Source organism: Butyribacter sp. (assembly GCF_056818865.1).
The window spans coordinates 62,541-75,775 of the sequence record NZ_DBLYGC010000005.1 but is presented as its reverse complement, the minus strand read 5'-3'; the positions used below and the strand labels follow the sequence as shown (position 1 = coordinate 75,775).

Annotated in this window: 14 protein-coding genes and 3 tRNA genes; 1 reads left to right on the top strand and 16 read right to left on the bottom strand. The window is 38.4% G+C overall.

What is annotated here, in order from left to right:
• Positions 1–25: 25 nt before the first annotated feature.
• The 5 genes from ACZLXV_RS03595 to ACZLXV_RS03575 form a co-directional block, all read right to left on the bottom strand.
• On the bottom strand, positions 26–811 hold the full coding sequence (locus ACZLXV_RS03595) for an electron transfer flavoprotein subunit beta/FixA family protein (RefSeq protein ID WP_022225813.1): 786 nt from the start codon (positions 809–811) through the stop codon (positions 26–28).
• 51 nt (positions 812–862) lie between these two features.
• A complete protein-coding gene (locus ACZLXV_RS03590; protein WP_022225812.1) occupies positions 863–2,032 on the bottom strand; it encodes an acyl-CoA dehydrogenase in 1,170 nt (389 codons plus the stop codon).
• Between the two features lie 183 nt (positions 2,033–2,215).
• Positions 2,216–3,088 (bottom strand): 3-hydroxyacyl-CoA dehydrogenase family protein, encoded by an 873-nt coding sequence (locus tag ACZLXV_RS03585; protein ID WP_022225811.1) that lies wholly within the window; start codon positions 3,086–3,088, stop codon positions 2,216–2,218.
• A gap of 126 nt (positions 3,089–3,214) precedes the next feature.
• Positions 3,215–4,003, bottom strand: coding sequence for an enoyl-CoA hydratase-related protein (locus ACZLXV_RS03580; protein ID WP_022225810.1), 789 nt, complete (start codon positions 4,001–4,003; stop codon positions 3,215–3,217).
• Positions 4,004–4,125: 122 nt separating this feature from the next.
• Positions 4,126–5,310 carry an acetyl-CoA C-acetyltransferase gene (locus ACZLXV_RS03575; protein WP_022225809.1) on the bottom strand — a complete coding sequence of 395 codons (1,185 nt, stop codon included), beginning with the start codon at positions 5,308–5,310 and terminating at the stop codon, positions 4,126–4,128.
• A gap of 445 nt (positions 5,311–5,755) precedes the next feature.
• On the opposite strand from ACZLXV_RS03575, the gene ACZLXV_RS03570 reads away from it, so the two are divergent.
• A complete protein-coding gene (locus ACZLXV_RS03570; protein WP_022225808.1) occupies positions 5,756–7,099 on the top strand; it encodes a butyryl-CoA:acetate CoA-transferase in 1,344 nt (447 codons plus the stop codon).
• Positions 7,100–7,199: 100 nt separating this feature from the next.
• On the opposite strand, the gene ACZLXV_RS03565 is transcribed toward ACZLXV_RS03570, so the two are convergent.
• The 11 genes from ACZLXV_RS03565 to ACZLXV_RS03515 form a co-directional block, all read right to left on the bottom strand.
• Positions 7,200–7,589, bottom strand: coding sequence for a thioesterase family protein (locus ACZLXV_RS03565; RefSeq protein WP_482382506.1), 390 nt, complete (start codon positions 7,587–7,589; stop codon positions 7,200–7,202).
• Between the two features lie 26 nt (positions 7,590–7,615).
• A complete protein-coding gene (locus ACZLXV_RS03560) occupies positions 7,616–8,245 on the bottom strand; it encodes a hypothetical protein (protein ID WP_482382505.1) in 630 nt (209 codons plus the stop codon).
• A 118-nt stretch (positions 8,246–8,363) separates the two neighbouring features.
• Positions 8,364–8,594: a hypothetical protein gene (locus ACZLXV_RS03555; RefSeq protein WP_022225805.1), complete on the bottom strand. Its 231-nt coding sequence runs from the start codon at positions 8,592–8,594 to the stop codon at positions 8,364–8,366.
• A 45-nt stretch (positions 8,595–8,639) separates the two neighbouring features.
• Positions 8,640–9,320, bottom strand: coding sequence for a DnaJ domain-containing protein (locus tag ACZLXV_RS03550; RefSeq protein WP_482382504.1), 681 nt, complete (start codon positions 9,318–9,320; stop codon positions 8,640–8,642).
• The gene (locus ACZLXV_RS03545) at positions 9,317–10,189 is read right to left on the bottom strand and encodes a DUF5685 family protein (RefSeq protein WP_482382503.1); all 873 of its coding nucleotides are present in this window, start codon (positions 10,187–10,189) and stop codon (positions 9,317–9,319) included. The genes ACZLXV_RS03550 and ACZLXV_RS03545 overlap by 4 nt, the downstream gene beginning before the upstream one ends.
• 5 nt (positions 10,190–10,194) lie before the next feature.
• Entirely contained in the window at positions 10,195–10,602 is a 408-nt protein-coding gene (locus ACZLXV_RS03540; protein ID WP_022225802.1) for a hypothetical protein, read from the bottom strand.
• A gap of 224 nt (positions 10,603–10,826) precedes the next feature.
• Complete coding sequence (locus ACZLXV_RS03535) at positions 10,827–12,515, bottom strand: hypothetical protein (RefSeq protein WP_482382502.1); 1,689 nt, start codon at positions 12,513–12,515, stop codon at positions 10,827–10,829.
• 43 nt (positions 12,516–12,558) lie between these two features.
• Positions 12,559–12,756, bottom strand: a complete 198-nt coding sequence (locus ACZLXV_RS03530; protein ID WP_022015262.1) for a DUF1858 domain-containing protein — start codon at positions 12,754–12,756, stop codon at positions 12,559–12,561.
• A gap of 111 nt (positions 12,757–12,867) precedes the next feature.
• Positions 12,868–12,939, bottom strand: a tRNA-Gly gene (locus ACZLXV_RS03525).
• 70 nt (positions 12,940–13,009) lie between these two features.
• Positions 13,010–13,081 (bottom strand) — tRNA-Gly (locus ACZLXV_RS03520).
• 68 nt (positions 13,082–13,149) lie between these two features.
• Positions 13,150–13,221 (bottom strand) — tRNA-Gly (locus tag ACZLXV_RS03515).
• Positions 13,222–13,235 lie beyond the last annotated feature (14 nt).

Genomic DNA, 13,235 nt, shown 5'->3' with positions numbered 1-13,235 from the left:
TTTAGTCACCACTTCCTTATAATTTTTAGATTACATGTTTCTCTTTTAATTTGTCCATGATGTATGAAACTGCCTGATCTGCATCTTCCGGAGTAACCTTCTCGCCAGCTCCCTTTCTAACTTTGTCAGAAGCTTTAGCAATCTTTGTAGGTGATCCTGCAAGACCAATGTTAGAATCATCAACATCTTTAAGATCATTTCTGCCCCATACTGTAATCTCAGCATCATAAGCATCAAAGATTCCACCAGGAGTCATATAACGAGGCTCATTTAATTCTGAAAGAGCTGTAACTAAGCAAGGCATCTTAGCTTTTAATACATGATATCTGTCATCATACTGACGCTCTACTACAACACTGTCCCCATCAATCTTAATGTCTTTAGCATAAGAAATTACAGGGATATCAAGGTGCTCAGAAATCTGAGGTCCAACCTGTGCTGTATCACCGTCGATAGCCTGACGACCTGTGATAATAAGATCATAATCAATATTTCTAAGTGCTCCGGCAATTGTTGTAGATGTAGCCCAAGTATCGGCACCACCTAAAACTCTGTCAGTTACAAGAATACCCTTGTCTGCACCCATTGCGATTGCTTCACGAAGCACTTCCTCTGCTTTTGGAAGTCCCATTGTAAGTACAGTAACCTCTGCACCATATTCATCTTTTATTCTAAGTGCTGCTTCCAAACCTGCTTTGTCATCAGGGTTCATGATTGCAAGCATAGCACCTCTATCCAAAGTACCGTCCGGATTAAATTTAACTCCGCCTTTAGTATCTGGAACCTGTTTTACACATACTACTATTTTCACAGCTTTGTCACTCCTTGTCTTATTTTTTGGTTTATGTTTTTATTTACGATATTATTTAAGTAATGCACCTGAGATAACCATTCTCTGAACTTCACTTGTTCCTTCATAAATCTCAGTAATCTTAGCATCACGCATCATACGCTCAACATCGTACTCTCTGATGTAACCATAACCACCATGTAACTGAACTGCTTTTGTTGTAACTTCCATTGCAACTTCTGCTGCACAAAGTTTAGCCATAGCAGCTTCTACTGAGTAAGATACCTTTGCACCATCAGCAAATTCCTGTTTCTTAAGTGCAGCTCTGTAAACTAAGTTCTTTGCAGCTTCAACCTTTGTAGCCATATCAGCAAGCTGGAACTGAGTATTCTGCTGCTGTGCAATTGTACGACCAAACTGCTTTCTTTCTTTTGTGTACTCGATTGTTCTGTCGAGTGCACCTTCTGCAAGACCAAGTGCCTGAGCAGCAATACCGATACGTCCACCATCAAGAGTGTGCATAGCGATAGGGAAACCTTTGCCCTGAGGTCCTAAAAGTGCATCTTTAGGAATACGGCAATCCTGGAAAATAAGCTCATATGTTGATGAACCACGGATACCCATCTTCTTCTCTTTTGTTCCGAATGTAAATCCAGGTGTTCCTTTTTCTACGATAAATGCAGAGAATTTCTTAATCTTTCTGCCTTTCTTTCCTTCAATAATGTCTGTATAAGCGATAACAATATAAACGTCAGCAACTTCACCGTTTGTAATGAAGCACTTAGAACCGTTAAGTACCCACTCATCTCCATCAAGTACAGCTTTTGTCTGAACACCCTGAGCATCTGTACCTGCACCCGGCTCTGTAAGACCAAATGCACCAATCCACTCACCGCTTGCAAGCTTTGGAAGATATTTCTGCTTCTGTTCTTCTGTACCATAAGTAAGAATAGGATCTGCACAAAGTGATGTATGAGCTGAAACAACTACACTTGTTGTACCACAAACTTTTGCAAGTTCCTCTACACACATAATATATGTTAAAATATCACAACCCTGTCCACCGTACTCCTTTGGAATCGGAATACCCATGAAACCACTCTTTGCCATTTTCTTAACAGTTTCCATTGGGAAATGTTCTGTCTCATCAGTCTCCTGAGCAACAGGTTTAACTTCATTTTCAGCGAAATCTTTGAAAAGCTGTCTCGCCATCTCATGCTTTTTACTTAATGTAAAATCCATGCCTTTCTTTACCACCTTTCATATTTTTATAGTGTACCGCTGCGTATCCGGAACACAATTTATTTTACTAAACCCATGCCGCATATTTATCATACACGGCAACAGGTTTAGAAAATACATATTTGTAAATCATCACTTTATCATACAATCTCTAACTGTATTTAATCATGTAATAATTTTTAATTACTGTGCATCAACTGCTGTCTTTGTGCGATCAGCGTTGTATACATAGAAACCTTTTCCACTCTTAACACCAAGATTTCCACCACGAACCATCTTACGAAGAAGTGGGCAAGCACGATACTTGCTGTCACCTGTCTCATTGTAAAGAACATCCATGATAGCAAGGCAGATATCAAGACCAATGAAGTCACCTAACTCTAAAGGTCCCATTGGATGATTTGCACCAAGTTTCATAGCTGCATCAATACCTGCGATGTCAGAAACACCTTCCATCTTGATGAATGCTGCTTCATTAATCATTGGAATGAGGATACGGTTTACTACGAATCCGGCAGCTTCATTTACCTGTACAGGTGTCTTTCCAATCTGCTCTGAAATCTTCTTGATTGCCTCAACTGTCTCAGCAGGTGTGTTAACACCGGCAATAACCTCGATAAGTTTCATACGGTCAGCAGGATTGAAGAAATGCATACCGATCATTGGACGTGTAAGTCCGTTGCCAATCTCTGTAATAGAAAGGCTTGATGTGTTTGATGCAAAAATGCACTCTGGTTTAGCAATCTTATCTAACTCAGCGAATGTAGTCTTCTTAACCTGCATATCTTCAAATGCAGCTTCTACGATAAGGTCACAATCTGCACAAAGGTCTTCTTTTAAGCCCGGTGTGATTCTTGAAAGGATTGCATCAACTTCTTCCTGTGTCTTCTTTCCTTTCTGAACAAGTCTGTCATAGCCTTTAGCGATTTTCTCTTTTCCGCCTTCAGCCCACTCCTGCTTGATATCGCAAAGAGCTACTTCAAAACCTTCTGTCTGAGCAAATGCCTTAGCAATGCCCTGTCCCATAGTACCAGCACCAATAACGCCTACTTTCATGATATAACCTCCATAATTTTATATTTATCTGTATGTCAGATATCTGTGGCTGAATTCACAACCGATTCGATGAATAGCTTCTCTATTCAGGAATAATTTCTCTAATTCAATAATTTTTGTCTTTACTTAACAGTTCTTAAATGGAACAACCTTAACCTTCTGATCCTTAGGTGCAAGGAAATTGCCCATTCCTGCTTTCTGGTCTTCTGTCTCAAAGCAGTCACCAAAAAGTTTTTCTTCGATAACGATAGCCTTGTCCATATCAACCTGAAGACCATCATTGATTGCTTTCTTACAATTGCGGACTGCGATAGGCGCATTCTTTGCAATTGTAGCTGCAAGCTTCTCTGCTGCAGGGATAAGTTCCTCAGCAGGATATACTGCATTTACAAGACCGATTCTGTAAGCCTCATCAGCCTTGATGTTTCTTGCTGTGTAGATAAGCTGTTTAGCCATACCAACACCAACTGTTCTGGCAAGTCTCTGTGTTCCACCAAATCCAGGTGTGATTCCGAGACCAACCTCAGGCTGTCCGAACATTGCATTTTCTGAGCAGATACGTATATCACAGCTCATTGAAATCTCACATCCGCCACCGAGAGCAAAACCGTTTACTGCTGCGATAACAGGGATAGGTAATGTCTCAAGTTTACGGAATACATCATTTCCTTTTTTACCAAATGCTTCGCCTTCAGCCTTTGTAAGTGTGCTCATCTCTCCGATGTCAGCACCGGCAACGAAAGACTTGTCGCCTGCTCCTGTAAGGATAACGGCTCTAACTGTATCAAGATCAATTGCATCAAGTGTAGCATCAAGTTCATCAAGAACCTGGCTGTTTAAAGCATTTAATGCCTTTGGACGATTGATTGTAATAGTTGCAACGGCATCTTTAACTTCATATAAAATAAAATCCATGATATTTACTCCTTTTTAAGATACATATTAACCCGGATATTCTAAAACAAAAGAATATCCGGTAATATTTATTTTCAATGCTTTTTCAAATATCTCAAACAACTGCTGTATCTGAAAACGGATTAGTCTCTCTCAACAACTGTTGAGCAGCCCATTCCACCACCGATACAAAGTGTAGCAAGACCTCTCTTAGCATCCATCTTCTGCATCTCATGAAGAAGTGTAACAAGGATACGGCATCCTGAAGCTCCAACAGGATGTCCAAGTGCAATAGCACCACCGTTTGGATTAAGTTTTGAAAGATCAAAGTTAAGGTCTTTTCCGACTGCTACTGACTGTGCAGCAAATGCTTCGTTTGCTTCATATACATCAAAGTCATCAATTGTAAGACCAGTCTTTGCAAGAACTTTCTTTGTAGAAGCTACAGGTCCAACACCCATGATTGAAGGATCTACTCCGCCGAGTGCTCCGGCAACGAATGTAGCCATTGGTGTAACACCGAGTTCTTTAGCTTTCTCTTCGCTCATAACAACGATTGCAGCAGCACCGTCATTGATTCCTGATGCGTTACCTGCTGTAACTACGCCGCCTTCTTTTCCTGAACAGCATTTAAGTTTTGAAAGGCTTTCAGCTGTTGTTCCAGGACGTGGTCCCTCATCTTTATCAAATACTGTAACACCTTTTCTTGTCTTGACTTCAACAGGAACGATTTCATCATCAAATGCGCCTGCTGCGATAGCTTTCTCGCATTTCTGCTGGCTGTTTGCTGCGAACTCGTCAAGTTCTTCACGTGTAAGTCCCCACTGGTCAGCAACGTTCTCTGCTGTAATCATCATATGATACTGGTTGAATGCATCCCAAAGAGCATCATTTACCATTGTATCAACAAGTTTTCCATTGTTCATACGGTATCCGAAACGACCCTGCATCATAGCATAAGGTGCCATAGACATGTTCTCCATACCACCTGCAACAACGATGTCAGCATCTCCAGCCTGAATCATCTGAGCAGCCATATTTACACAGTTAAGACCAGAACCACAAACTACGTTTATAGTAACGGCTGGTGTCTCAACAGGAAGTCCTGCTTTGATTGAAGCCTGACGTGCAACGTTCTGTCCTAAACCTGCCTGGATAACACATCCCATATATACATGATCAACCTGATCTGCAGGTACATTAGCTCTCTTAAGAGCTTCCTTAATAACAATTGAACCTAATACTGGTGCCGGAGTAGTGCTTAATCCTCCGCCCATTTTTCCGATTGCAGTACGACAAGCGCCTGCTAAAACTACTTTCTTTGCCATAAAAATAAGTTCCTCCTTGTCCAATAATAACTGAATTTTCATCAGTTTTAATTTAGAAACCGACCAACTAATTACAAATTTGTTTTACATAATACCGACTTTATCTTTTGTCGTTCTAATAATATATGTAACATTCACACACAATCGGTTCTATCATAAATAATCATATAACAAAAAAACAAATTAAGCAAGTTTTTTCAAACTACTATTTTATTTTTAATTTATATTTTATAATCTTAAGTTTTTTTACAATTTCTTACATTGACGGCAATCTATTACACAATTCATTTGTTGCTTATTTTTTTCAATAGTGTTATTCTATTATTAGAAATAAAGCTATGCACTTGTGTCACAGTGCAGGTCATTCTTATTTTCTGCGGTATCAGAAAGATACCGCATATCTGGAATATTACAACTATCTTGTGACACAGAAATGAGGATAATTATGGATTTTAATGAAATTTACAAGCAGAAACTTACTTCTGCCGATGAAGCGGTTAAAGTCATCAAATCCGGTGACTGGATTGATTATGGATGGTGTACCGGCACTGTTGATGCCCTCGACAAAGCACTTGCAAAACGTATGCCTGAACTTACAGATATAAACATCCGCGGCGGTATTCTTATGAAAGAGCCTGAAATCTTTAAAATCGAAGACCCTGCTTCACATTTTACATGGAATTCATGGCACAGCAGCGGTATTGAAAGAAAAGCTGTCGCAAAAGGATTTTGTTTTTATGCTCCTATCAAGTATTCTGAACTTCCAAGATACTACAGAGACAGCAAAACTCCGCCTCGTGTAGCAATGTTCCAAGCTTCTCCTATGGACGCTCACGGTTTCTTCAATTTTGGTCCAAATGCTTCCCACATGGCTGCATGTTGCGAAGTTGCCGACATTATTATTGTTGAAGTTAACAAAAATATGCCTCGCTGTCTTGGCGGATTTGAAAATGGCATTCACATCAGCAAGGTTGACATGATAGTTGAAGGAGACAATCCTGCAATCCTTGAAACTGGTGCACCTGCTCCTACTACTGCCGTTGACGAAGCTGTTGCTAAATATATAGTTGACGAAATTCCTGACGGTGCATGTTTACAACTTGGTATCGGTGGCATGCCAAATGCTGTCGGCTCACTTATCGCACAGTCTGACTTAAAAGACCTCGGTGTACATACTGAAATGTACGTTGACGCTTTTGTCGATATTGCAAAAGCCGGCAAGATTACAGGACTTAGAAAAACACGTGACAAAGGACGCCAGGTATACGCCTTTGGTTCAGGAACAAAGAAACTTTACGATTATCTGAACGAAAATCCTGAATGTATGAGTGCTCCTGTTAATTACACAAACGATATGTCAGTTATCGCTTCAATAGACAATTTCATCTCTATAAACAATGCTGTCGATATCGATTTATTCGGACAGGTAAACGCAGAAAGTGCAGGAACAAAACATATCAGTGGTGCAGGCGGACAGCTTGACTTCGTACTTGGCGCTTACCTTTCAAACGGAGGAAAGAGCTTTATCTGCATGTCTTCTACTTTCAAGACAAAAGACGGCACTGTACAGTCAAGAATCAAACCAACTCTCACAAACGGTTCAATCGTTACCGATACACGTGCAAACGTTAACTATTTTGTCACTGAGTACGGTATCGTCAATCTCAAAGGTTTATCTGCATGGCAGAAAGCTGAAGCTCTCATCTCAGTTGCACATCCTGATTTCAGGGATCAGCTTATTGCAGAAGCAGATAAAATGCATATTTGGAGACAGAGTAATAAGAGATAGTTTATAATTTTATATAAAATAATCTGTTTTTTAAAAGCAAAAAAATCCCGGCAGTTCAGATTTCTCAAAGCCTGAATTGCCGGGATTTTAATTCTCATTTTTATTTTGCTAATTTGTTGTCTGTCTTTTCCTGGAACTTCTTATTTTCTACAATAAATCTTTCATGTGTTCCTTTTCCGATAAGACCTTTCTCATCATAAGCTTCCACTTTAAATACAAGTTTTCTTCCCTCTATTTCTATAAGTTCACTGTCACATGTAATCTTCATTCCGACAGGTGAAGATGCCACATGTCCTATATCTACCTTAGTTCCAACTGAGCCGCAGCCCTCATTGAGATATTCTGCTACACTTGTAAATGCTGTTTTTTCCATAAGCGCAAGCATAGCCGGAGTTGCAAACACATCCATAACTCCGCTTCCCATATTTTTTGCTGTAAGTTCCTGTGTTACTACGAGTTCCTGATGTCCTTTAATACCTGTTTTTAACATTTATCTTTTCCTCCATAAATAATATTTTATTCTTCTGCATTTATAAACGGAAATAAGTCCGTAAAATAAGGAAGTTCACATACCCAGTCACAGAATGTATGCCATTCTGCAAGTTTATGATTATGACGCGCATTATACATTGCAATTGCATTCTCATACGACATTGTGCATGTTCGCATCTGATGATAACTCTCCGGAAGCAGCTGTATAAGACTGTACCAAAGTGCCTTATCCTTTGTATCCATATATTTAAGTCTTATATTTTCAAGTGAAGCTACCATAAGTTTCATTGCCTCAAGTGCCTCATCCGTCATATGGTCTGTACTGAAATCCGAAAGTTCAAAAGGTTTGCTGTGTATCTTGTGCATTGTACTTGTTGAATTTGCAACCGTACCTACCTTGTATGTATCATACTCTTTCCACCAATAAATAGGTGCTGTTATATCAACTGATATAAATATCTGTCTTATAAATTTTCTGTGGTCATTTCCCGCCTGACAAAGTCTTTTTGCAAGATCAAGGTCATTTGGTCCAAACACAAAGTTTCCGTTTTCATCGTAACTGCTGTCACTTCTCGCCCAGCTGTTTAATGGATTTCTCGCACCACGCATCGCGTTTTCAAAATTCATTACGGCAGTATTGTCAAATTTAATCATCTTTTACTTTTTACTCCTTTTTAATCGCCTCTATTTTGCATATCTGTATGCAACGATATCGGGGTCAAAAGGTATTTTGACCCCAATTGATGCTACGGATTGCTTATCAAAAATTCATTTATTTTTCAAATGTTACAACAACGTAATATCCACGCTCAGTGTGTTTTACCTCTTTTACTATCCCGTCTCTGTCCTCAATTCTCTCATTTACTTTAAAGCAGCCGGACATTGCCACTGCCGGCTCAATAATATAGCTGTAATTTAATGCTGTTTTTTTCTCACTTACATGAACTTTGTCTCCCTCTTTTACAAGACCTGGACGTTCCATCTTAAATGTCATTTCCCTCATGATTTACCTCACCTCTTAAAATAATACTTATCTAAAAACCAGACATCACCACATCCACATTCCTGAACTGTTTAGACAACAGTTACATACGGCATATGTGACACACAATTTCATGCATAATCCGCCTGTCGATTCGCCGGGAGTATCATACGAATACTGCATGTCTTCATACCACATATTTCCTGTCTCAAGCTTTCTTACAAGTGTAGCAAACTCTACATTATAAGGCTCCATTTCAGCAGCCTGTCTTGCCTGTTCAAGTGCAATAATGTTGTTTCCAAGTCCGATATTTGCCATAGCACAAAGATAATACCAGCGTGCACTGTGTTCTTCCATTTGATTTAAAACATTCAACGCTTCTTTGTAATATCTGTTTGCAATATAATTTGATGCTGCTCTCAAATGCATGTTGTATTCTTCCGAACCGGAATCATTATTTCCTGCAAATTCTGAAAAACCTCCGTATCCGGAAGCACTTCCAAATCCACCGGCTCCGCCGCCATAATAGCCACCCTCACCGTAACCATATCCGCCATTTTCACGTTCATCCATAATCTGATGATATGCCTGCTGTATCTCTTTAAACTTTTCCTCTGCCTCTTCCTTGTCCGGATTATTGATGTTTGCATCAGGATGATATTTTCTGCTCAAATTTCTATATGATTTTTTTATTTCCTCCTGGGAAGCTGAGCGCGTAACTCCCAACACCTTATAAGGATCTATCATACTTTCCTCCAATCCGGATTATTCTTTTTAAGATTATCTTCGTCTATTTTATTTACAATCTTATTGTATTTCTGCCATACTCCTGAATAAATTATGTTTTTCAGAATAGATGCATTTGTAACTATTGGGAGTCTCTCAAATGCCCGTCCGACATTTGACATCATCATTAAAAGAATCTGATGTACAAACTCATCAAACTTTTCTTTTTTCTGAGCCTGTATTCCCACCAAAGGATTGAAACACTTTTTTTTCTTATCTTCTTCCAAATCCTCGTATGCGTCAAGCAGATATATGAATTTTCCGAGATAAAAACCTATCTTTGCAAGAAAATCAGACCATTCATCTTTCTTATAAACAAATATCGCCTCACATATCCTGCCAAAATACCCTGACACTTCATCAAGATCTTTGCAGTCCTGTTTTTCTGCCATATAAAGATTAGCGAGATTTTCTGTTATTATTTTAATCTTTTCTTCATAATAAGGAAATAATCTTTTTTCCTTTTTCTTTAACAAATGACCATAAAAAACTTTTAATATTTTTTTCTCGTCGTTCCAGTCGTCCACACATTTATAATATGTCATTACAATATTCATATCAGCTGCATAATTCAAGCAGTCAGATTTGACATACAGATGTTTATTTCCGGGATGTGCAATACATCTGCACTCTGCTGTCGATACATTTCCATCTTCATATAGTGAAGACAACAAAAGTCCCAAAAATGTCATATCGTATGTCAGCGATATCTGACTGCTCACTCCCGACCGTTCTCTTAAACTTCTGCATAAACCGCAATAGTAAGCATGATATGTCTTGAAATCTTTTATTTTCAATTCATCATAATTTGGAATGATATAGCCAAACAAGTATATCAGCTCCTTTTTATAAATTCAGTTTTGCACCTTGGACATGTAATCGCAATCCTGCCCTTTCCTTTTGGCACCCTTATACTTTGTTTGCAATTAGGACATTTATATATGCGATGTGTCCTTCTCTGTACCATATTGGCTTTTTTTCTGGCAATACTGCTTTTAAATTGACCATAGAATCTCATAAACTTTTCATTTTCAGCATACCGTTTACTATGATTTTTTGACAAAATTCTCACATATGCATACACTATGGCAAGCAATGTAACGATATTGCAGATAAAATGAAATATCGGTATTCTTATAATCATCTCTAAAACCATAAGCACTACTGCAAACATTACCAGAAAGTTACTAAACTGATCTACTCCATATCTACCCTGCATAAATCTGGCAATTTTTTCTCTCATAATATCAAGCCCTTTCAAAACGATATGTTTATTATATAATAAATATATTATCGCATTATGAGCAAAATACAATGTGTCTAATTATGAACAATTATTAAATAAATATAAACTGTCACCGTTCATGCCTGCATTGTCATAAACAACTGCTAAACAGCATTTCAATATATTTTCAGAATATACGATACATAGATGCATACCTTCAATCAATAATCAATTGTATTCATTTACTTTTCAATATACTCATATGATGTCATATATGCTATATCATCCGCATCATCCCCTGAAGATTCATACTCAATTCTTAATTTATCCCCGGCCTTTAATCCTACAAGATGTTCATTCTCGGCAAATGCCTGCTTAAAGATTTTACCGTCCTCAGAAACAAGGTAAGCCATCGTTCCATCATCAGTGTTTATAAACCTTATATCTCTAAGTTCTATATCTATTGTCTTTAAGTCACGTTCTATATTCTCTCCTTTTCCGCTTTTGGCAAGCATCTTTTTGTAATTTGAGAATACTTCCGACTGTGAAGTCGCAGTTGCTACCATATTGTACTGCGAAACATTTACCATCGCATACATCTTCACAAGACCTCCATCATCTTTTAACACCATGATATATGTCGGTACCCCGGCAACATTTATCAGACTTGGGAAAGAAGCCTTATATCCTTTCTCCTGTACCTCACCTTCTGCCGCAGCCATGGCAGAGTGTTCTTCTGCTCCTGATACTTTGTAATACCTTGCTTCTGATGTTCTCTGGTTCATCATAACAAAACCGATATTTGACTGGTCACCGTTTACCGAAGTGACACCTGTATATATCCATACGTCATCACCAATTATCTTGTATCCAAAATCATCAGTTGTCTGCTTACAGCCTTTCTGTCCTATTATACTGTTTATAAATCCATCTGAAAGCAATCCATACCAATTGTATTTCTTTTCAAGAAGATGACCATTGTAGACATTGTCAACCCAGCTTGGAATATTGTTAATCCTATAGTAATCACAGTCACCGCTTGCAGGGTCACATATTATAACTCCGTTTACATCAACACCTCCGAAAAGACCTACCTTAGCTGTGACTGTCTGGCATACATAATACGGTTTTCCATTGTCATCAACCTCAAAATTATATCCGTTTATTATCTTAGATGGATATTTAAGCTGTACATGTCTTTCAAGATTATAATTAAAATATGCCGACGGAACATATTTCATCCCTTTGTCAAGCTCTACATATTCTGCATTGGAATTTACGGGATTTATCTTGACATAACCCGGTATTCCTTTATCTTTGTTGTTCCACCATTTAAAGAAACTTGCATATTTAAGTGCCGATACCTTAAATGGCTGTTTATCCACACTAATCTGCGTATATGCATCCTCAACCTCATACTGGCTGACCACATCCGACAGTGAACCTATTTTTCTGTTTCCAAATATTTTGGCACTTGCCGTATCCATAAGAGCTATATCTGTTATCTGCTCAGTTTCGTCTATATCCTTTGCAAAATCATACGTCTTAACTTTGAGCATCTGCGAATATGTTTTCGCCCTGAAAACTTTCAGCCCGGCAATCGAACCAATCGCAAAAACAAAAACAGATAAAAGTGCAAGCACAAAGAAAAATTTTGTTATAAACGACAGCTTTTTTTCCCTAAACACTTCTGATACATTGGAAAACCATGCATCCTTTATCTGATTTAGTGCAAATATACAGCCAAAACCAATAAATACTACTATAACCGCACCCCAAAATGGCTCAAGATGAATATTTATCGCAGGATGAAAAGTATAATAATATACTCCTATCAATGCAATAAGCAAAATTGTAAATATCACATAAACTTTTGTTTTCACATTGATGTTCTCCCTCTCTTTTTTCTTCTTATTTTTCTTTTTTCCCATAATCTTCCTCCCATACAGGTTCATAAAAAGCATTTACAAAAAACTATCCGTTTATTCGTTTATCCAGTTTTTTTATAAGTTCATTTACATCTACCGAATGAACATTGCATGCCTGTCCTATTGTCTCCTTTGCCGATGAAGGACATCCCACACAATTCATTCCGACTTCTTTAAAATCCTCAATAGTGTCAGGATAAAATCTTAACAAAGCACCTATAAGTGAATATTCTGTTACAACCATTTGAACCTCCATTTCATGTACAAATACAAAATCTGCATAAACAATATAACATAAAAAATCTGATTTTGAAAAAAGGGCAAAACCTAATTGTTTCGCCCTATAAAAAACAAAAGCACGAGACGGGATTCGAACCCGCGACCCTCGCCTTGGCAAGGCGATACTCCACCACTGAGCCACTCGTGCATTCTCTAAAAGAGTTATATGTAATTGTAAGACTCTCAAAAACTAACCTGCGTCTTTGAATTTAGTCTCAAGCACGAGACGGGATTCGAACCCGCGACCCTCGCCTTGGCAAGGCGATACTCCACCACTGAGCCACTCGTGCACTCTCTAAAAGAGCTATGTAATTGTAAGACTTTCAAAAAACAATCTTCGTCTTTGAATTTCGTCTCAAGCACGAGACGGGATTCGAACCCGCGACCCTCGCCTTGGCAAGGCGATACTCCACCACTGAGCCACTCGTGCATTCTCTTGCCTGC